This is a genomic window from Algoriphagus sp., assembly GCF_046296635.1.
GTDB lineage: Bacteria > Bacteroidota > Bacteroidia > Cytophagales > Cyclobacteriaceae > Algoriphagus.
In genome coordinates this window covers 1-20,780 of sequence record NZ_JBKBKZ010000036.1, presented here as the reverse complement: position 1 = coordinate 20,780, position 20,780 = coordinate 1, and the positions used below count along the sequence as shown (strand labels likewise).

14 protein-coding genes and 2 tRNA genes are annotated in these 20,780 nt (G+C 41.5%); 7 read left to right on the top strand and 9 right to left on the bottom strand.

All coding sequences use genetic code 11. The annotated features are described in order from the left end of the window. Positions 1-41: 41 nt before the first annotated feature. The 4 genes from recQ to ACK4HU_RS20105 are packed head-to-tail and all read left to right on the top strand — an operon-like array spanning position 42 to position 5,467. Entirely contained in the window at positions 42-2,219 is a 2,178-nt protein-coding gene (gene recQ / locus ACK4HU_RS20120; RefSeq protein ID WP_409809524.1) for a DNA helicase RecQ, read from the top strand. A gap of 16 nt (positions 2,220-2,235) precedes the next feature. Continuing rightward, a complete protein-coding gene (purD, locus tag ACK4HU_RS20115) occupies positions 2,236-3,540 on the top strand; it encodes a phosphoribosylamine--glycine ligase (RefSeq protein ID WP_409809523.1) in 1,305 nt (434 codons plus the stop codon). A 30-nt stretch (positions 3,541-3,570) separates the two neighbouring features. After that, positions 3,571-5,019, top strand: coding sequence for a stage 0 sporulation family protein (locus tag ACK4HU_RS20110; RefSeq protein WP_409809522.1), 1,449 nt, complete (start codon positions 3,571-3,573; stop codon positions 5,017-5,019). Beyond that, positions 5,012-5,467: a gliding motility lipoprotein GldH gene (locus tag ACK4HU_RS20105; protein ID WP_409809521.1), complete on the top strand. Its 456-nt coding sequence runs from the start codon at positions 5,012-5,014 to the stop codon at positions 5,465-5,467. Before ACK4HU_RS20110 ends, ACK4HU_RS20105 begins: the two co-directional genes overlap by 8 nt. A gap of 11 nt (positions 5,468-5,478) precedes the next feature. On the opposite strand, the gene ACK4HU_RS20100 is transcribed toward ACK4HU_RS20105, so the two are convergent. Then, the gene (locus ACK4HU_RS20100; RefSeq protein WP_409809520.1) at positions 5,479-6,735 is read right to left on the bottom strand and encodes a hypothetical protein; all 1,257 of its coding nucleotides are present in this window, start codon (positions 6,733-6,735) and stop codon (positions 5,479-5,481) included. A gap of 287 nt (positions 6,736-7,022) precedes the next feature. Then, entirely contained in the window at positions 7,023-7,277 is a 255-nt protein-coding gene (locus tag ACK4HU_RS20095; RefSeq protein WP_409809519.1) for a hypothetical protein, read from the bottom strand. Between the two features lie 215 nt (positions 7,278-7,492). Between ACK4HU_RS20095 and ACK4HU_RS20090 the strand changes: the two genes are divergently transcribed. Then, a tRNA-Ser gene (locus ACK4HU_RS20090) sits at positions 7,493-7,581 on the top strand. A gap of 180 nt (positions 7,582-7,761) precedes the next feature. On the opposite strand, the gene ACK4HU_RS20085 is transcribed toward ACK4HU_RS20090, so the two are convergent. From ACK4HU_RS20085 to ACK4HU_RS20075, 3 genes are all read right to left on the bottom strand, one after another. After that, complete coding sequence (locus ACK4HU_RS20085) at positions 7,762-9,276, bottom strand: sulfatase (protein WP_409809518.1); 1,515 nt, start codon at positions 9,274-9,276, stop codon at positions 7,762-7,764. A 237-nt stretch (positions 9,277-9,513) separates the two neighbouring features. Continuing rightward, positions 9,514-12,135 (bottom strand): PVC-type heme-binding CxxCH protein, encoded by a 2,622-nt coding sequence (locus ACK4HU_RS20080; RefSeq protein WP_409809517.1) that lies wholly within the window; start codon positions 12,133-12,135, stop codon positions 9,514-9,516. Between the two features lie 99 nt (positions 12,136-12,234). Further along, on the bottom strand, positions 12,235-13,155 hold the full coding sequence (locus ACK4HU_RS20075; RefSeq protein ID WP_409809516.1) for a sugar phosphate isomerase/epimerase family protein: 921 nt from the start codon (positions 13,153-13,155) through the stop codon (positions 12,235-12,237). Between the two features lie 354 nt (positions 13,156-13,509). Between ACK4HU_RS20075 and ACK4HU_RS20070 the strand changes: the two genes are divergently transcribed. After that, positions 13,510-13,583: transfer RNA gene (locus ACK4HU_RS20070), tRNA-Pro, on the top strand. Positions 13,584-13,844: 261 nt separating this feature from the next. On the opposite strand, the gene ACK4HU_RS20065 is transcribed toward ACK4HU_RS20070, so the two are convergent. Beyond that, the gene (locus ACK4HU_RS20065; protein WP_409809515.1) at positions 13,845-14,816 is read right to left on the bottom strand and encodes a CHRD domain-containing protein; all 972 of its coding nucleotides are present in this window, start codon (positions 14,814-14,816) and stop codon (positions 13,845-13,847) included. Positions 14,817-14,989: 173 nt separating this feature from the next. Here ACK4HU_RS20065 and ACK4HU_RS20060 point away from each other — a divergent pair, with 173 nt between their 5' ends. Continuing rightward, complete coding sequence (locus ACK4HU_RS20060) at positions 14,990-18,820, top strand: PVC-type heme-binding CxxCH protein (protein ID WP_409809514.1); 3,831 nt, start codon at positions 14,990-14,992, stop codon at positions 18,818-18,820. 180 nt (positions 18,821-19,000) lie between these two features. On the opposite strand, the gene ACK4HU_RS20055 is transcribed toward ACK4HU_RS20060, so the two are convergent. The 3 genes from ACK4HU_RS20055 to ACK4HU_RS20045 form a co-directional block, all read right to left on the bottom strand. Continuing rightward, on the bottom strand, positions 19,001-19,276 hold the full coding sequence (locus tag ACK4HU_RS20055) for a hypothetical protein (protein WP_409809513.1): 276 nt from the start codon (positions 19,274-19,276) through the stop codon (positions 19,001-19,003). A 52-nt stretch (positions 19,277-19,328) separates the two neighbouring features. Next, entirely contained in the window at positions 19,329-19,823 is a 495-nt protein-coding gene (locus ACK4HU_RS20050; protein WP_409809512.1) for a nucleotidyl transferase AbiEii/AbiGii toxin family protein, read from the bottom strand. A 176-nt stretch (positions 19,824-19,999) separates the two neighbouring features. Next, on the bottom strand, positions 20,000-20,602 hold the full coding sequence (locus tag ACK4HU_RS20045) for a DUF6088 family protein (protein WP_409809511.1): 603 nt from the start codon (positions 20,600-20,602) through the stop codon (positions 20,000-20,002). Positions 20,603-20,780: the final 178 nt, after the last annotated feature.

The following is a 20,780-nucleotide window of genomic DNA, read 5'->3' as shown; positions in this document are numbered from 1 at the left end:
CCTGATTACAGGCAATTTTCACCCATAAGCCACTTCTTTTCGTGGAAGAAAAAGTAAAAGCAGATCTTAAGAAAATTTTCGGATTCAGCCAGTTTCGTGGGAATCAGGAACTCATTGTGGATAACCTGCTTAACGGTCGGAACACATTTGTAATCATGCCAACAGGGGCCGGAAAATCCCTCTGCTATCAATTACCCGCTGTTGTGTCAGAGGGTACAGCCATCGTGATTTCACCGCTGATTGCACTGATGAAAAATCAAGTCGATCAGCTGAATGCAGTTGGCGTGAATGCTCACTTCCTCAATTCTACGCTCACAAAATCAGAAGCCAATAAGGTTAAGAGTGAAGTGTTAAAGAAAAACACCAAGTTACTTTATGTAGCTCCTGAGTCCCTGACCAAAGAAGAGAATGTGGCGTTTCTGAAGTCAGCTCATCTTAGTTTTGTGGCCATTGATGAAGCGCATTGCATTTCGGAATGGGGTCATGATTTCAGACCGGAATATCGACGAATCAAATCCATCGTCGCCCAGATAGCTCCCAATCTTCCGATTATTGCGCTGACTGCTACTGCTACGCCGAAAGTTCAGCAGGATATTCAACGCAATCTTCAGATGGAAGAGGCAGATTTATTTAAGTCATCTTTCAATCGAACGAATCTTTTCTATGAGATTCGACCAAAGTTGAAAAATGAATCCAAAAAGTCACTGATCAAATTCATCAAACAGCACAAAGGAAAGTCAGGAATCATCTATTGCCTCAGCCGTAAAAAAGTAGAGGAAATCGCCGGACTCCTCAAGGTAAACCAAATTAATGCCGCACCTTATCACGCCGGCTTGGACTCGTCATTAAGAATCAAAACACAGGACGACTTTCTGAATGAAGAATTGGATGTGATTGTGGCAACTATTGCATTTGGAATGGGGATCGACAAACCGGATGTCCGATATGTGATCCACTACGATGTACCTAAGTCGCTGGAAGGTTATTATCAGGAAACAGGAAGGGCCGGTCGAGATGGACTTGAAGGTCACTGTTTGATGTTTTATCGATACGAAGACATCGTCAAACTGGATAAATTCAATAAAGACAAGGCAGTCACCGAACGAGAAAATGCAAAAATCCTGCTTCAGGAAATGTCTGCTTTTGCAGAAACAGGAGTTTGTCGAAGAAAATTTATCCTGAATTACTTTGGAGAAACCCTGAATGAGGATTGTGGATTCTGCGACAATTGCAAGCGGGAACGGGAAGTCTTTGAGGGAATGGATTTCCTACTAGTTGCTTTAGAAGCTGTCCAAAAAACCAATGAACGCTTCAGCCTTGAACATCTAGTCAAGGTGATTCGTGGAGAAATGGATGAGTACATTGAAAGCTATAAGCATGACACCTTGGACGTTTATGGCAAGGGAAAAGAAGAAACTGACAAACACTGGACTTCCGTCATACGGCAGGCGATGATTACTGCACTCCTAGAGAAAGATATCGAAAATTATGGAATCCTTCGTCTGACTCAAAAAGGTATTGATTTCATCGATTCCCCTTATTCTGTTGATCTATTCAAGGACCATGATTTTGAAAAGGAGTCTGAAGAAGAGACGCAAGATTTACAGATAAGCACAGGGCCTGCCTACGATGAGAAGCTTTTTGAATTGCTTAAAGCTGAGCGAAAGCGCGTAGCCAAAACCAAAAATCTTCCACCTTACATCATTTTCCAAGACCCTTCTTTGGAGGAAATGGCGACCATTTATCCGACTACTAAAGAAGAACTGGCACAGATCAATGGCGTGGGTATGGGAAAAGTGGCCAAATTTGGAGCACCATTCCTGAAACTTATTACCACCTATGTGGAAGAAAACGAAATTGAAACTGCTGCCGAGGTAGTTGTCAAAACCGCAGGAACCCGATCCAAGGTTAAAATTTCGATAATCCAGCAGATTGACCGCAAGATTGACCTGGATGAGATTGCTGAAAATCTCAACTTTACCATGGGTGAATTGCTTCAAGAAATTGAGCAGATTATCTATAGCGGAACTAAACTAAATATCGATTACTACATTCATCACATCATGGATGACGAACGGGAAGAAACGCTCCACGACTACTTCATGAATGCAGAAAGCGATCATATAAAGGAGGCCTTAGAAGAGCTCGGTGATGAAGACTTTGCAGAAGACGAACTGCGAGTCTATCGAATCAAGTTCATCTCAGAGCATGCCAATTAAAAAACGAAACGAGTCAATGAATATACTCTTATTGGGTAGCGGAGGCAGAGAGCATGCCTTTGCTTGGAAGATTGTACAAAGTAGCCAATGCTCCAAGCTGTATGTAGCGCCGGGAAATGCCGGGACAGCCGAAATCGCTCAGAATATCCCCCTTTCAGTCACTGATTTCGAAGGAATTCACAAATTTATCCTAGACCAAAACATCGAAATGGTGGTGGTGGGTCCCGAGGAACCCTTGGTAAAAGGATTGGTGGATTTTCTTCAATCAAAGCCTACCACCAAAGATCTACCCATTGTTGGACCTACTCAACTTGGTGCCACTCTGGAAGGAAGCAAAGATTTCTCCAAGCGGTTTATGCAGCGAAATAATGTCCCAACAGCTGCTTATGAAACTTTTACTGCAGATCAAATCGATGCAGGTTTAGCATATTTAGAAAAGCAAAAACTTCCCATCGTACTAAAAGCTGATGGTTTAGCCGCAGGCAAAGGTGTGTTGATTTGCCTGAGTCTTGAGGAAGCTAAGGCATCTTTGAAAGAAATGTTACTTGAGGCAAAATTTGGTGATGCTTCTTCCAAAGTCGTGGTAGAGGAATTTCTCAATGGAATCGAGCTTTCAGTTTTTGTAGCCACGGATGGGAAAAGCTATAAGATCTTGCCGGAGGCGAAGGATTACAAGCGGATAGGTGAAGGAGATACCGGATTAAATACCGGTGGTATGGGTGCTGTGAGTCCAGTGATCTTTGCCAATGAAGAATTCCTGAAAAAAGTTGAGGACAAAATCGTGAAACCCACAATTGCTGGTCTTGAGAAAGAAAATATTAATTACAAAGGTTTCCTATTTATTGGCTTAATGAATGATGGTGGTGAACCATCAGTGATTGAATACAATGTCAGAATGGGAGATCCGGAAACTGAGGCTGTGCTACCAAGAATTGAGAGTGATTTTGTCGGCCTTTTAAAAGGAATTGCCTCCGGAACATTATCCGAATACGAGCTCAAAATATCTCCAGATTATGCGACCACAGTCGTAATGGTCAGTGGGGGATATCCTGAAAGCTATCAAAAAGGATTTCCGATTTCCTTACCTTCGTCGGCTGAGGGAAGTGTCATTTTTCATGCTGGAACAGTAGTGAATTCCGCTGGAGAGATTGTTAACCAAGGAGGGCGAGTGATCGCAGTGACAGGTTTTGGTAAGGAACTGGAAGAAGCTCTGACAAATGCCTTTAAGACAGTCGAGAAAATAAGCTGGGAAAAGGCTTATTACCGAAAAGATATCGGACAGGATATCTTAAAATTGAATGAATTGAACCCAAAGAATTAACCGAGGCGCAAGCCCTTTTTATATAAAATTATGGCTGGATGTAGTACCTGCTCCACCTCCTCAGGAGGTAACGGTGGATGCCAAAGTAATGGCACCTGTGGAACGAGCGATTGCAATAAAATGAACACGTTTGACTGGCTTTCCCACATGGGAATTCCACAAGTGGATAATTTCGATCTCGTTGAAGTGAAATTCAAAGGTGGCCGAAAGGAATATTTCCGAAATGTAGATTACCTCCCACTGAATACTGGCGATCCTGTAGTGGTGGATGTACCAAGCGGCCACCATATCGGCTATGTGTCTCTTCAGGGCGAATTAGTGAGGTTACAAATGCAAAAACGGAAGGTTCGCGATGATGACAACATTACTCGAATCTACCGTGTCGCAAATCAGAAAGACATGGAAAAGTGGGAAGAGGCTCGAAATCGGGAGATCCCTACACTTTATCGTTGCAGACAGATAGTGGAAGAGTATAAACTTCAGATGAAAATGTCTGATGTAGAATACCAAGCTGACAATTCCAAAGCGACTTTCTATTACTCAGCTGAAGATCGAGTTGACTTCCGTGAATTGATAAAATCTCTTGCCGGAGAATTCAAAATTCGGGTTGAAATGCGTCAAATTTCACTTCGTCAGGAAGCGGGAAGACTTGGAGGAGTAGGTGTCTGCGGACGTGAACTTTGCTGCTCTACCTGGTTGGTAGATTTCAAAAATGTGACAACAGCTGCAGCACGTTATCAAAATCTTTCACTTAATCCCGGAAAGTTAAGCGGGCAGTGCGGGCGATTGAAATGCTGCCTAAACTACGAATTGGACACCTATATGGATGCCATTAAGGACATCCCTCAGGTGGAAAAATCACTTCTGACTGAATCAGGTCCGGCAAAACTCCAGAAGACTGACATCTTCCGTAAGCTGATGTGGTTCAGCTACAACAGTGACAATGACTGGCATAGCATAAGTTGTGAGCGTGTCAAAGAAATTCAGGCGTTAAACGAGAGGGGAATTAAAGTCTTCAATCTCCAGGTAGACAGTTCTTCGGATGTGGTTGACCTTGCGGCACAGTCAACAAGGGAATTGGAGCTTTTGGACAAAAAGTTTACTAAAAAGAAAAAGAAGAAATCAAGAAATAAAACTGGACAACCTACTGGAGAGATTTCAAAATCCATTCCCCAAGTCAATCCAACTGCTCCTAAATCTCAAGGAAACCAACCTCCGAAAAGACGAAATCCCCCAGGGAACTCATTAGCAGAAAAGCCACAAGAAATCCAAAATAACCCAAGACCCGAATCAAGGGAAGGGAATGAAGTCCGAAAGAAAAAAAATAAAAACCGAAATAGGCCAAAACCTATTGGAAATCAGGATTTAGGGCCAAAGCCTCAAAATCAGGCAGGCAAACAGAACGAGAATAAGCAGGATGGCAATCGGAAATTTCCACCTAGGCGAAATCAAGGTCCAAATAATGGTGGCAATGAATAAGTGGGGAGGAATTATCGGGTTGGCATTATTGTGCTTCGGAGTTTCCTGTTCAGCAGACCGGGTTTTTGAGGAATTTCATTCCTTCAATAATCTTCCATGGTATGAAAATGACAGCGTTTCTTTTGATCTGAAAGAATTGAAAGTCAAAAATGGTAAAAATTTGATCGCAGTAAGATTCACTGAAGCTTACCCATTTTCTAATTTTTATTTGCGAGTAATGAGTCAGGATTCTCTAGGAGTGATAATAGATAATCGGCTGATTAACGTCCCACTTTTTGACTCAAAATCCGGCCAACCACGAGGAAAGGGTTTTGGAAACACCTTCACTTATTACGATACGCTACCTTTTCAAATGTTAGAAAACACCAACAAACTGGTCTTTTTACATTACATGAGGCAAGATCAGTTACCGGGAATTGATGCCATAGGTTTAAAAATAGTAGAATAAAAATGAGCACCTCAACTGAAGGTGCTCATTTTTTTTGAATGCTGTCGGATGACTTGGTCCAATTCTTTGGTCAATGGCTTAAGATAATTGAACAGTTTCAAATTTTCTTTATCCAGCTGTTTGGTGTCCATGAGTTCAAGAATACCCATCATAGAGGAAAGTGGACCTCTCAAAACATGAGAAGGACTCAAGGCCATTTCTCTGAGTCGACCATTTTCACGATCAAGCTGTACGATTTGTGACTTAATGGATGAAATATCAATCAGATGAATCAAAACGCCTATAGGCTTGTCATATTCTCCCAAAACAGGTTTGATACTTGCATTCCAAAACCCAAAATCATGGTTGTTGATCAAAAACTTCAACTCCAGTTGGGTACTCTGACCATTCTTAGCATCATCGATTGCCTTTTGAAGTTTTGTAAATCGATTAGCTTGTGTCGGAAAGCTTAAGTTAAACCCTTCAGAATATGCTCTTCCTTTCCAAATTCTCCCGACATTTTTTGCAGCTTCATTTTGTTGGATAATCTTCCCGAAACTATTCAACACGAAAACTGCACCGGAAAATAGAGAAAACATTTGGGGTGGTATGAGGGGCTTTTCCTGTTTTTGCGAAAGCGAAGCGGCTTTGGGCATCAAAAACAAATGATAACCTTGACTAGAAACAGTAATCAAAGCTGCAAATGTAGGTCTGCTTGGATCCTCTTTATTCAACAGAAAACATTTTGGTTTATCAGTTGGGGAAAGATTTGGCAACATTTCCTTGAGCTGACTTAGGTCTTGAAAAGAAAAAATATCAATCAAATATTTCCCTTGCCAATTTTCCTCGGTTGGTTCAAACCACTGAATAATTTTATCATCCCATGACTTGATTTTTAATTGCTTATCAAGTACGATTTCTCCAAAGCCTAAAACATCTACCAAATTATTCCAAGGCATCTCCTGCTCCAGAAATTGCATTCCAACTCCAATTCCGATTATCCCGGAAATATCCATGTCCGGTGTGGTCACTACAGAAAACTCCCACCAGACTTGCGAGTAGCCTTCATCCTTCAATGAAGGGTGATCTAGCATCAAATGTCTCCGGATCTTGGGCGAACCAAGCATTAGCTCCAAGGAATAAATAAATTCCAATTCAGAATTGGGAGAGAGTAAATCAGAAAATTGAAGTTCACTTGGCGTAGAGCTGATATTTTCAAAGCCTCTGTTAAACTTCAGAATCTTCCCCTCGACATCCGCGATGACAAGAAAGAAGTGACTCGACTCCATTAAGAAATCTGGGATTAGGCTCTCAATACTGTCTGTAGTTATCACAATTTTCGGGGTGTAAACAGGTAGCTTTCCGAAAGTTGAATAAAAAATTTTATTTAAAAAAAACTCAAAAACGGGAAATAATATATCATATATATGGCTTAATCCACATTTTATTCCAATCAAGACATAAAAAAGAATATCCTAAAATGAAAAATGCGCTTCATCCCAAAAATGACATCCGTAAGTTTTTTATATTTTTTTTATAAAAAAATCAATCACTCCAATAGGTAAATGATTTACACCTAAGCAGGTTGGAATTTGGAGGAGTGAAAATCCAAATAATTAATTTCTTTGACCATCAAGATCAGGGCATTGGCCAAATCTTGCTTGCATGTACAGACCTTATATCTCCAACCACTTCGGTCTGAGATTTCCAACTCGGAGGATCCAAAAAGTCTATGAATCTCCTCCAAAGAATCTGAAAAAACGGAAATACAACCATTAACTCGGCCGCTATCTTCAATTAAAAAATCACAAGTAGAAGTTTGAATAATCATATTTATTAGACGTTTATGTAAAATTATGTGTTCAACCATTCAAAAAAATACCCAGTACTGGGTATTTTTCAAGAAATATGAAGAAATATTGAAGTTGATTTACAGCCTATTAATTAGAATTTACTGAAACGGGGTCATATTGAATCGGAGTACTTGCTTAAATCTTTTCAATTGAATTATATTTACAGCACTTTAGCGCGATAGCTAACCGGATTAGAGGGTTGGGTGAGTGGCTGAAACCAACAGTTTGCTAAACTGTCGTACGGGTTAAACTGTACCGGGGGTTCGAATCCCCCACCCTCTGCATTAGTGGATTTCAATCCAGTTCAAAGCTCATTATCGGAAACGGTGATGAGCTTTTTTCTTTTCAAACCGATCGGATTCTTTCTGTAAAAAGACACTAGTGAATGTAAAAAACTAAAATTCAATGGGCCTTTAATTTAAGAACCAGACCAAATCCCACTATTCATTCCCTCAATACATATTATCGCTTATACTGCATAAATATCATAGGTATCTTTGCATCTTTGGGAATCTTTTCTCCTTCCCAATAAGGTTCCCCATCTATCATTTCAATCACTCTTGTTTTGCTACCAGGTGCCGGAGGGGCGCTCTTTGGAAGGTAAGCAGCCAATTCATCCATGATAGATTTGTATCCGTCCAATCTGGCTAAATTTTGCCATTCGTATTTGTCTTCCTTCCTGTTATACAGTTCTCTCGATCCATCGGCATACTGAATGAACCGCCACTGCTCAGTCATTATTGCATTATTGTCTGGCCCATGTGTGCAAATGGCAGGTAGGAGACGCTTATGGTTCACATCTTTCAATATCGGCACGAGGGAATGTCCGTCTAGTCCCTCTTTGGCTGGCAATCCAGCCAAATCGTTCAGCGTTGGAAAAATATCCAGCAACTCAACAGGCGCATCGCTTAGCTTCCCTTTCTCTGCAACACCAGGGCCTGAAAAGATAAAAGGCACTCGGGTGGACTCATGCCAGAGCGTGTTTTTGCCTGTGATGTCCTTGGTGCCTAGGTGATAGCCGTGATCTGACAATAGAGTCACAATGGTATTATCTGCCAAACCCTGTTCTTCAAGAGCATCTAAAAGCCTGCCTACTAGCATATCGGCAAAGCTCACGCTAGCCAGATAAGCGCGTACCTTAGGCTTCCATTCATGGTGCATTTGTAGCCAAGCTAATCGTGGTTCAGGTAGATTCCAATGCAAATACCAAGCAAACGGTGGGATGTCGTCCCTATCATCCCCACGCATCAGCGGTAAGAGGTAATCATCTTCAGGATAAAGGTTGAACCATTTTTGGCTTGCAAATAAAGGCACATGGGGGTGGCGAATGCCTACAGCCAAGAAAAATGGTTTGTCTTTTGGAGGATTCTTCAACTGCTCTACGGCCCAATCCACCACTTTCCAGTCATCTTGCTGATTATCATGCTCAGGATATACTCCCCAATCGATCAAAGGATGTCCTGTGTTTTCTACCAAAGGTTTTTCCGGGCGAGGTAAAAACCCGCCATGGAAACCCCACTTGGTGAACTCTGGCCCGTCGCGCCGATCCTCTTTAGGGGGAAAGGCGTCGTGGAAGGTTTTCCCTGTGGACATGGTCACGTATCCATTTCTTTCAAAATATTGGGGTAGAGTGACCAGATCTTTATAAGGCTCCATATCCCGAAACCACAGATCCAGCCCATAAATGCCTGTTGTAGTAGGCCGCAGTCCCGTTAGAAAGCTAGTTCGAGAGGGATTGCATACAGGCGACTGTACGTGTGCGTTGGTAAAGGCAACACCTTTTGCTGCCAGGCGATCCATATTCGGTGTTTTCACTTTGGGATGTCCACCCAGATAACCCACCCAATCATTGAGATCATCTATAGTGATTAACAGAATATTGGGTTTTTTCTCTTGGGCTAAAACCGGATTTATGAAGCAGGTCAGCACAAATGCACTTAAAATTGTCAATCCGTAAAATGGATATATTGGTTTCATTTTTTTCAACAACATTTTTATTCCTGATTAATTTTCAAAACCTCATTCTCTCTTTTCGCTATTTTGATTCCGAAAAGAGTTTCCCTTTCCTGTGGCAGCATCCTGTATATTAAAAGTATATTTTCCTTTTTTCGAAAACTTTGGAACGAAAACTTTTTCCCTTATCCTTAGGGGAGATTCAATTTCGCCGTTTCTCTCACTAGGCCTCAAATTTCAAAATTTGAGGCTTTTTTTATCTTATATCCTACCTATCTGACTCAAATATTCCAACAAATCTCTCAAATCCTGATCCGTCAACCCTTTCTCAAGTCCATCAGGCATCAAGGATTCTTTGATCATCCCATACGTATCAATCTCTTTTTTACTTACTGACACAAATCCTTTAGCTTGGGTATAGAGTACAATGTCATCATTACCGACATCGATCTGCCGACCCTCAAGCCTACTGCCATCCTTCATTTGAATGTACCAACCCTGCCACTCCGGACTCATCTCTGAGGAAGGATTCAAAATAGATGAAACCAACCCTTTCCGATCTTTGGACTTCCCAACCTGGGTAAGATCAGGACCAAGATCGCCACCCTTGCCGTTAATCTGATGGCAATTGGAACAGAGTGAAGTATTGGAATAGAACACCCTTCGTCCTCTTTCTTTATCACCTGATCCATTGAGTAATTCGGTCCATCCATCAACATCATTGCGATCCGGTCTGCCAGATACATCCTGTGTTATGGCGTGATTTAACTGTTGCTGAAATGCGTCGTTGTCAGATTTACTTCGTCTGCTTTCAAATGCTTCTTTTATCTCTGGTTTGAAAATTTTACTCCTGAGATATCGTGCCGCTTCTATTCTGATATTTTCTTCCTTATTATCCAAAAGAGGGATGATCCTTTCCACATTTTCCAATGAATGAAAAGCTAAAACTGATAATGCCTCCGATCGAAGGATTTCAGGATTGTCATCGTCCATTGCTACCTCCAATAGTTTTTCAGCTACATCGAGTTCCGGAAGGTCCCGAAGCGTTCTGACCGTTTCCAGCCTAACTCTAGGATCTTGGTCCATTTCCAAAAAGGAGAAAAGAAAATCCTTATACCCAATCAAATTCTCAAGGTATCTGAAAGCAAAAATTCTAACCCCAGCGGGGCTGGAATCATCCTTGATTATTTTTGATATAAAATCTCCTGGAAGCTCCCTTGAAAGGGATTTGCTCCGTGTAATTTCTCTGCTTTTGTAGGCTTTTACAAATTGGGGCTGAAGTAATTTGACTGTTTCCAGATAGGTCTCAAAGAGGTCATTGTCCAACTCTCCTGAAGTCAGAGCGGCTGCAATTTGGTTTTGATATTGGGTCAATTGTGCAGACCCTACCCAAATCAGGGCCATCTTCCGAATATCCGGATCCTTATCCTTGATAAAATCACTGACCAAATATTCCAAAGATCTATCCCCATTCTTCATAGCGGCGATTAGGGCTCCAATTCTTATTTTTGAATTCGTGTCTTCTGCTGCTAAAATGATTTTCTCTTTATCATTTTTTAAAACCATCACTACCGAATGAACTTCAAAAGGATCATTTGAAACCAAATGATTTTTAAGCTCTTCCCAAGAAACAGATGCTAAATCAAAAGAGGATCTAGAGTTATTAGGTTGTTTTTCCAGCACTTCACTATCCTTTTTGGTACTTAATTTCCAAATCCGTCCTTTTCCATGATTAGGATAAAATCGTAATACCCAGTCTGTGAAATAGATATCCCCCTTAGAATTCGATGCAAAAGCTATCGGTCTGAAATCTTCTCCGCCTTGAACAATGATTTCAGTTTGCCCCGTCACAGACCAGCCTTTTTCCTGAAACTTGACTCTAACTATAGAGCTCTCCTCCCAGATTGTGGCTAACATCTGATCTTCATAATCCACAGGCAATCGAGCCAGATTAGTATTAAGAAGTCCGGAAGGAGCTTCTCCTAATGCTGCTGCATACGGAAGCGTACCGGGCAGGTCTCCATTCCAAGCCAAATAGGGGTGGATTCCACTGCCTCCAAAAAGAGATTTGTATCCGAAATCAGAACCCTGAACCGCATGGACAAGTCGGTTTGGGCCGCGGCTATCCGGATCATTATCTGCAACCAAAAGGCGTCCATAATTATCAAATTTCAAATCAAATGGATTCCAATAGCCCGTGCTGTAAATCTCGACTTGGGTACCATCATTTTTGGAGCGAATTATATTACCGCCGTCCCCAAATCCCGACACTTCACTTCCATCACTCCCCTGCATAACCCAAAGTTCACTACCTGTATTTCCTCTCCCAATGTACATCCACCCATCAGCTGAAAAAGTAATACTCAACAAGGCTGCATGAGCGTAGACTTGGGTCGGCTTTGAAAGTTCTAAAAGCTTCTTTCTTTCCTCGGATATGCCATCCTGATCTCTATCATAAAAAACCCAAACCGCTCTGGAGGTGACTAAATATAGGTGCCCCTCCGGAGAAAAGGCCAGATTCATCCCCTCATGAATTCCATTGGCAAACACACTCACGCTATCGAGCATGCCGTCACCATTCGAATCCTGAAAAATCTTGATCAAGTCCCCTTCAGGACCGGTATAATCTTTTGGAGGAAGATGTGTATGGGACTCCAATACGAAGACGCGATCCAGCTTATCCACTGCTATTCCAATAGGAGTCACTATTTCTGGATCCTCCACTACCAAAGACAGTTCAAGTCTTGAATCCAATACAGTAACACCGTTTGGAAGATTAGTATCCTTTAAATCATCTGTCTTACAGGAAGAAAGGAAGTAAATTGATATCAGGGCAAGTGCTGAAAAGGCTTTAATTCTGGGTTTAAAATAGGTTTTGTTCATATTTTGAGGCTTAGGTTTAGGAGCAATGGATGGATTTTTTTTATCCAAGTCTAGGATAAAAATCAGAATTGGTTGACTTTGGAATTGAAAAGAAAAATTCTAAGGAATTTTAGGTGCTGTTTGGTACTTGTCAAACAAGTTGTAAGCCCTAGTGAGGTCAGCAATCAAGGTGTTTTCGTCTCGGGGAGGTGCCATTTCTATTAATAAATATCCTTCAAATCCATAGTCCAATATCCGCTGAACCACGGCATCATTTCGGGTCACACCCTCTCCGTAATTGACCACCTTGTGGATTCCAAACCTTTCGGTGTCTTTAAGGTCTATATGCATGATTTTGGAATGAAAGCGATCCACCACTTCAAGTAAGTCGACATTAGATCCATCGAAGTGCGCATTGTCCATACACATTCCGATATGGGAAGAATTCACTGCTTGAAATATGCGTTCATAATCTTCCATAAACTCAATATTATTGTTGGCGTGGTTTTCCACCAAAATTAGCACGTCCATTTCCTCAGCAGCAGGTGCTATCTCTTTCAAGCAAGCAATTACAGCATCCAAACCTCCGTCTTTGCCTCTTCCTGCACCGGTAAATTTCACCCTTCTACAGCCCAGTTGCTTGGCCGCCTGAATATTCCAAAGCTTGTGGGTTACATCTTTAATGATATTACCTTCTGCTCCGAATGAACTCCCCTGAACACAGATTGGCACAAGGCCATGTTGATTGCATCTATCAGTGATGCTTTGAATACCGGCAGGAGTTAGAGTCCTGCTATACCAACAATTAAACTCTACATTTTTGAAGGGTAACGAAGGGAGAATTTGGAAGGCTTTTTCAAAATTATGATCACCAAATCCATCCATGGTGATCGTAGCGATGGCCAGTTCGACTTTTTTAGAGCCAGGAGAGCTCTTTATTTGATGATTGTTTGAGAAAACTTGTGGGGTCAATAAACTGCTTCCTAACAATCCTAAACCGGACTTTTTGAGGAAACTTCTTCTAGGTTGATTGGATTTCATATCTTAAACTGGAATTGAGCCTATAGGGAAATTACTAAAAGAAAATGCGCTGACCAAACCGTAATCATTTAGGGAATAACCTTTCGCCAATGATCGAATAGAAGGACTTCATAGATCATTGAAATAATATTGGATTTTTTATGGGACAACCTTTGAGCGGAATTTAAAATCCGTATGTTTGCATGCCGTAAGGAAAATGAGGCTTAGGCAATAATTTATCTAAGGAATTCTGAGTGTAGCGTAGCCCGGTATCGTGTCCCGTCCCGATAGCTATCGGGATATCGGGAAGGTCCAAGGTTCGAATCCCTCAAGTAGTAAATGTTCTGCTTGAATTTAAAATTGAATAAAAAGTCGCGGGGTGTAGCGTAGCCCGGTATCGCGCCACATTTGGGATGTGGAGGTCGTAGGTTCGAATCCTGCCACCCCGACTTATAAGGTCTTTGATTAATTTCAAAGGCCTTTCTTTGTTTTATATTCTACTTAAAACTCAGGATCGCGTCCCGATTGCGATCGGGAAGGTCTTAAATCGAATCCTGCCACCCCGATTTAGTTAAATCAAGCCTTTGGATTAAATTCCAGAGGCTTTTTTATATCTAATTGTTATTATCAAAAAGGATTTATGAGAGTAATTTGAACAAAAAAAACGAAGCTCTCAGCTCCGTTTTTTTAGTATTCAGACAATCTTTAGATTAGAAATTTCCTCGGAGTTCTCCTGAAGGTACGGCTGCTGAATGAATATTCACATAAGCATATCCTGTTCTAAAGGCCTCTTTCAAGATTACCAAATCACCACCCTTCAGCTGTCCTGAAAGCATACTTGCAAGTATTCCGCCTTTTGCATAAACACCATTAAATGGACCCTTTTCCAAGTCATGTCTTAAAGTATAAACCACTCCTCCATTTACTCCTTCTTCGGCCAAATGGATGTGAGAGAAAAGAATATCTGAAGCCATCCTGTTGATATTTATTTGGAAAGTAAGTTTGGAACCGCTTGGGCTAAATTGGAATTTGGCAAGTCCGGAAGCGTTAGTCATTACTGCAGGAACTTCATTGGCACCTGATAATTTTAATACAAAATTCCTTTCTGCGCCTGGCTGCTTCACACTGACCTGACCTCTCAATTCGCCTGGCATATTTACTTTGGTATGAATATTCACATAGACATTACCGGCTTTTATTTCTTCAACTAATTGAGCTACAGTTTTATTTTGCAATAATTTGATATCTGCATCTCTAATTTCTCCAGTAGCAATAACTCCATTATTTAGTCCTGGTTTAGAACTCAATATATCTGCAATGACGCCACCGTTTTGCCCCGCCTGTCCTAAATGAAGATGCCCAAATACAATGTCTGTTGTATTCGAAACCCTTATTTCGTAGCTCAAAGTTTTACCACTTGGGCTAAGTACAAAGGAGGCTGATCCGGCCCCCGGAGACTTGATTACTCCTGTATTACCGTTTACAACTTCTTCAGAACCAATCAAAAATGCTCCAAACTCGGTTCCAAAGCCTTTTCGGGCATTTTCACCACCAGTATTTAACTCAGTCACCTCATCAAATAACTCCTGATTCATAGGAGTCTCCTCAGGCAACGATTGGCAACTAATCACCGCAAAAGCCAATAGACATGCAATGAAACTTTTAAAATTTAATTTGTTCATGGTTTTTTGGATTTAATGTACACTAAACTGTTTTTGATTTACGATCTAAAAACAAAATCGGATTGTGGTGAAAATCAATATTCTTCAATTTCAAATTCACTTTAATTATATTAAGACTGAAATGAGAAAAGTATCCTTTTTCAATATTGCAAAAACCCAATCCACCTAAACCTATGTTATCAAACCGTGCACTTTCACTACCCGTCTTTTTTCTAATTATTTTGCTGTTTAGCTGTAAACCCAGCGAATCCAGTGAAAGCAGCAACTCTGAAGACCCAACAGATTTAACATTAATTCAAGACGAAAGTGAGGGGACGATATCAGTTTTCAGAAAGGGAGAGCCTAATCCGATCTTGATTCAAAATGCCAAAGAGGATTTTCGCCCCTACATCCATCCTATTTTGGCTCCTGATGGCAAAGGCATTTTGACTGAATACAGTCCCGGACATCATAAGCATCAGACAGGTTTGTATTGGGGTTTGACCCGAGTAAATGGTCGGGATTACTTTCATAATCCTCAGGGGAATTATTGGAAAAAGGTGGCGCTAAACATTGTGGAAGAAAGCGGCGAGAAAGTGAAATGGCAGACGATTTATCAGCTTTTGGATTCTCTTGAAAATCCAGTTCTGGAAGAAACCCAAACTTGGAGTTTGAGCGAGGTGAATGGTGAATATTTTTTGGATCTGGAGTGGAAAGGTGAAGCAAAAACCGAGGTAACTATTGGACAATACGACTATGGGAGTCTCTTCCTTAGAATGCCTTGGAAAGAAGGAATTGACGGAGAAATCGTCAATGCCGCCAGACAAAAAAACGAATTGGCAGAGGGCCAGCCAGCAATGTGGGTAAATGTCGGTATGACCATAGAAGACCGAGAAGATCGCGTCAACGTCGCAGTTTTTGATCATCCTGAAAACAGAGGCTATCCCAATAAATGGCGAGTCGATGGACAATTAGGTCTTGGGCCTGCTTTTACAAAAGATGGCGATTGGACCATTCCTGCCGGCAAAACAGAGACTATTAAGCTTCGACTTTTGGTCTATACCAGTGAATTCAATGACGTGAGTTTGACCGAATCTTGGGGCAAATTCTCAGGTAGAGAAGGTATGTACAATACAACCGAACTTTGGGGACTCGCCCAGCGGGAAGGAAGAAATGCTAAATTCCTCACCGCACAAGAGGCTGTAGACGCCATGTCCCTCAAATCAGGGTTCAAAGTGAACGTCTGGGCTTCCGAGCCGATGATGACTCAACCCATGGCATTTGCTTGGGATGATCGTGGAAGGCTTTGGATTGCTGAAAACAAGGATTATGAATCCCGAGGTGATGGTTTTTCCAATTCGGGAGACAGTCGGATTCTGATTTTGGAGGATACAAACGGTGATGGCGTGGCCGATAGCCAAAAAGTATTTATGGAGGGTTTGGCATTTCCAGCAGCGATTGCAGTGGGTTTTGACGGCGTCTTCATTGGAGCTCCACCCAATCTTATTTTTGTCCCTGACAAAAATGGGGACGATAAAGCCGACATGGATGATATTCAGTTTCTATTGACAGGCTGGGGAATCCGGGATCGCCACGAGACACTCAATAGCCTTCATTGGGGGCCTGATGGCTGGCTATACGGCCTACAGGGTTTTGCCACACCATCCAAAATCCGTAAGCCAAAAGGCGATGCGAAGTTGTATTTCCACAATGACCCTTTTCCAGAGGACTTGCTAGAAGCTGAAGGCGTAGACATCAATGGTGGAGTTTGGCGATATCATCCAGTTAAGGACCGGTTTGAAGTTGTGGCGCATGGTTTCAGTAATCCTTGGGGAATAGACTATGATGCAAAAGGCCAACTCTTGATGACTGCCTGCGTGATTCCACACCTTTGGCATGTGGTACCTGGTGGAATCTACCACAGACAAGGTGGACAGCATTTCAATCCCTTTGTCTATGAGGACATTAAAACCATCGCCAACCACAGTCACCGTTCTGCTCATGGTGGCGCTCGCGTTTACCAATCAGATGCTTTTCCCAAAGAAGAACAGGGAAGAATCTTCATGGCAAATATCCATGAACATGGTGTTCTCTCAGATATCCTGATTCCTAAGGGCTCGGGTTATGAAGGGAAGCACGGAGACGAGTTCATGATGGCCAACAATGCCCAATGGGTGGGCTTCAGTATGGAAATTGGTCCGGATGGAGGGCTTTATGCCTTGGATTGGCATGATGCAGATATCTGCGGAAAGGAAGTGCTGAATGAGGAAACAGGGCGAATTTTTCGAATTATGCCTGAAAAATCCTTGGCTCAGGACTTCCCTGGAAGGTATTCAGATCTCAATAAAATGACGGATGCCCAACTTGTAGCCTTGCAGACAAATACTTCAGATTGGCATTCTCGTCGAGCCCGAGGGATTTTGCATAAGCGAGCTGTAAATAAGAAACTTGATCCAAAGACTAACCCCGCCCTGAAGTCGATCTTTGAAAAAGACATAAACCCAGACTGGAGGCTTCGTGCGATGTGGGCACTTCATCAGACCGGAGGTTTGACAGAAAAAGAGCTGATTAATTCACTTTCCGACAAAGATCAATATATCCGAGCTTGGGCGATTCAATTGCTTTGTGAGGATATGAAGCCCTCCTCAGAAGCATTGGCCAAGTTCAAGTCCATGGCAAAAGATGACTCCTCCCCTGTCGTTCGACTTTACCTGACATCGGCTTTGCAGCGGATTCCACTTGCTGATAAATGGACCCTAGCCGAGAGCCTTATTCAGCATACCGAAGATGAAAAAGACCACAACTTACCAAAAATACTTTGGTATGGAATCGAACCGCTTTTTGCTGTGAATTCGGATAAATTCCTGGAATTGGCTCCAAAATCCAAACTCAGTTTTGTCACTCAGAATATGAGCAGGCGAACCGTAGATGGCGATCAAATCGAAAAACTTGTCGCACTCATAGGCAAAGGTGGTCCAAATACCGAACTGCTTTTATCAGGAATGCTCAGCGGAATGGAAGGCAGAACAGATCTCAAAACTCCGGATAATTGGAAAGCTGTGGCTGATAAAATCCAGAAATCCGGAGGAAAACAACAGATGCAAGCCTCGGAAATCTCCAGCCTTTTTGGAGACAGAGAAGCCACCCAACGAGCCCTTGCAACTCTAAAAAACAAGTCCGCTCCCCTCGACCAACGAAAAAAAGCACTCCAAACGCTCACTGCTCAACAACAAAATAGTCTAGTAGCTGAGATCCCAAAATTACTGCAAGAACCTGCCTTACGCTTGGACGCAATTCGTTCTATTGCTGCTTTTGATAATGAGTCTTTGGGCAAATTGCTTTTGGAAAATTATTCAAGTTTCTCTCCGGAAGAAAAACTAGAAGCCATGCAAACGCTATCATCCAGAGCGCGGTATGGGAATATGGTAACGCAGGATCTCAAGAATAAAAAAATCGCTAAGCCAGAGGTTCCCGCTAGTGTGGCAAGGCAGCTGCTGAGAGTTGTAGGAAGTGGATTCATTGAAGTTTGGGGACCAATCGAGCAGGTCCCAAGTGACAAGGCTGCCTATGAGAAATATCGAGGGATGCTCAGCTCTCCGGCATTAGCTAATGCAGACATTAAAACCGGAAAAACCATCTTCAATAAGTCCTGCGGTAGTTGCCATAAAATGTATGGAGAAGGCGGCGTGATGGGACCTGACCTCACAGGTTCCAATAGAACTGACCCAGAATATATCCTGATGAATGTATTGGAACCCAGTGCGGAAATTCAAGACGATTACAAAATGGTGGTAATCAATACCCGAGATGGAAGAACCTATTCGGGCAATATAATTTCAGAAAATCAGCGCCAATTGACGATGCGTATTGTTGGTCAGGATCAAGTAGTAATCAATAAATCGGGAATTCTTTCCAGGGAAGTGACAGACGTATCGATGATGCCATCCGGCTTATTTGAAAATTTGACTCAGACCGAAATCGTCAATTTGATGGGATATCTGAAGACTAATAAGCGAGTGGAGTAAGAAGGAAAGATTAGAACCTTATTCAGAGATTTTGGAAGTTAACGGTTTGCTGCTTTGCCAAGGCGGGGATTTTCAGCACTAAACTTCATTAAATGCACAAAGCTTGAATTTAGAACTTCATTGTCATAGAAGCACGCCCCCCCCCTTTTGCAAAATGGCTGTTGTGGGTTGTGGTTCTTTTCACTTCAAACTATTTATTCGTTTTTGTAACTCTGTCATTCTATTCAATAGCTTTTCAAACTTCAACGGCTCTCCATAAATCATAAACTTGGTCATTTCTGAATAGTCATTTTCATATTCTTTTATAACAGTGTCGGGTGGTATGATTTTGATATTATCGGGAGTATGGTTGCCACAGTCAAGCCCCCTTAACGGATTGAATTTTTCTCTATGGGAAACGATATTGTTGTAAAGTTCATTTTCTTGAAGTGCTGTTACACCGTGTTGAGTGTCCATTAATCTCTCCAAATCATACAAATGCCTCGAAAGTCGGTCTATACGAATTTTTTCAGGCTCTTGTGAAAATGCTTCGTGGAGCAAGAATATGCTTTTCAAGGAAAGTTCGTTGGGGTAGAACTGTAGGAATTGTAAAAGCATCTGTTGTAAAATCCAAATTAGAGAAATTTACACTTAGAATAGAATTGATTTTACGCTTCTCTGTTGGTCCCATCAAAGAGCGGGAGCTTATTTCAATCAAAACTCTTTGTGGCAAAAATTCCGAAGTGTCAAATACTGAATTGTAATGAATTTCAATTACCTGAGGGTCTTTGTCTGAATCTGTTATGGGCTGCGCAAAAAGCTTACATTCTGCTATTGTTCCCAAATCCGTCAAAGTCTGAGTTAAGCCTTTAAGAAATTCTGTTGATATGAATTCACAAGATTGTTTTCTAAGGTTTCTAATTTGTGTTTTGCTTATATCTCCTTCAAATCCAAAAAACTTGCGGTCAATTGCCAAGTCAATATCTTCTGAAAATCGCTCTATCAAATCCCATCCCTTGCTCAAAGATGTTCCACCTTTGAATATAATATTTTCGCTATATGGCAAAGAAAATGAAGCATTCAAACATAATGATACTCACCAATCTTTCTCAATGGCAGTGGCTGGCAAACCTGTTAATTCTGTTGCCTGATTGAGAATTTCAATCCTTCTTTCCTTCGATAGTGTCAGCCAATTTGTATTCATTCAATTACTTGCATCAATATTTTGTTAATCCAAGCAGGGGATAGTTTCGCATCGTTTATGATGTTCTCTTTCTTTTCATTCTTAAGAATGGCTTGGATTTTTTCTATTGTTTTTTCATCTATCTTATTTTGACCAATGGTTTTAAATGTCTGAATAGCCAAACCGCTTATTTCTCCTTTTACTAAAAGATTCTTCGGGCTTGTCTTTTTAAATGTGATAGTTCGCTTGCCAACTTTTACGGTTCTTGCAGCTCCGTCAGTCAGATAAACTATTTTCATTGGAACTTGCGTTGATAACCCCAACTTGTTTAACTCTTGAACACCAGTAGGAACAATTCTCGCTTTATCCCGTCTTGCAATGGCTTTGGCTATTTCTTCGGTCGATGGAAAGAGAATACCAAGTTCTTCGTCAACTTTTGGATATAAGTAAATGCCGTGAGCCAATCGGACAAGAATTTCCTTTTCTTTCAAGCGTAACAAAGCTTTCTTAACGCTTTCAGAATTGCCATAATCTAAGAAGTCGTCCACAAAGAGAACGCTACCCTTTGGGAAGGTTTTCAGTACATCTGCAATCCTATTTTCTACTTTTGGTCTTTTCATTGGCTCAAATTCGTCCCAAATTTAGCAAATATTTGGGACATAGATAGCGCTAAACTATAATTCTTTGAGGTCTTTAAATTGGGGCGAGTTTTGTTACCATTACCCATAACGGCAGTTCGTCTAAAAACCCTCAATTGGTTTAATTAAAGGCCTTTTTATTGGGTTTTTCGCTTGTTTT

Coding starts and splice junctions, on each gene's coding strand:
- purD (WP_409809523.1), top strand. CDS start 2,236: ATGAATATACTCTTATTGGGTAGCGGAGGCAGAGAGCATGCCTTTGCT.
- ACK4HU_RS20110 (WP_409809522.1), top strand. CDS start 3,571: ATGGCTGGATGTAGTACCTGCTCCACCTCCTCAGGAGGTAACGGTGGA.
- ACK4HU_RS20105 (WP_409809521.1), top strand. CDS start 5,012: ATGAATAAGTGGGGAGGAATTATCGGGTTGGCATTATTGTGCTTCGGA.
- ACK4HU_RS20100 (WP_409809520.1), bottom strand. CDS start 6,735: ATGGAGTCGAGTCACTTCTTTCTTGTCATCGCGGATGTCGAGGGGAAG.
- ACK4HU_RS20095 (WP_409809519.1), bottom strand. CDS start 7,277: ATGATTATTCAAACTTCTACTTGTGATTTTTTAATTGAAGATAGCGGC.
- ACK4HU_RS20085 (WP_409809518.1), bottom strand. CDS start 9,276: ATGAAACCAATATATCCATTTTACGGATTGACAATTTTAAGTGCATTT.
- ACK4HU_RS20080 (WP_409809517.1), bottom strand. CDS start 12,135: ATGAACAAAACCTATTTTAAACCCAGAATTAAAGCCTTTTCAGCACTT.
- ACK4HU_RS20075 (WP_409809516.1), bottom strand. CDS start 13,155: ATGAAATCCAATCAACCTAGAAGAAGTTTCCTCAAAAAGTCCGGTTTA.
- ACK4HU_RS20065 (WP_409809515.1), bottom strand. CDS start 14,816: ATGAACAAATTAAATTTTAAAAGTTTCATTGCATGTCTATTGGCTTTT.
- ACK4HU_RS20060 (WP_409809514.1), top strand. CDS start 14,990: ATGTTATCAAACCGTGCACTTTCACTACCCGTCTTTTTTCTAATTATT.
- ACK4HU_RS20055 (WP_409809513.1), bottom strand. CDS start 19,276: ATGGACACTCAACACGGTGTAACAGCACTTCAAGAAAATGAACTTTAC.
- ACK4HU_RS20045 (WP_409809511.1), bottom strand. CDS start 20,602: ATGAAAAGACCAAAAGTAGAAAATAGGATTGCAGATGTACTGAAAACC.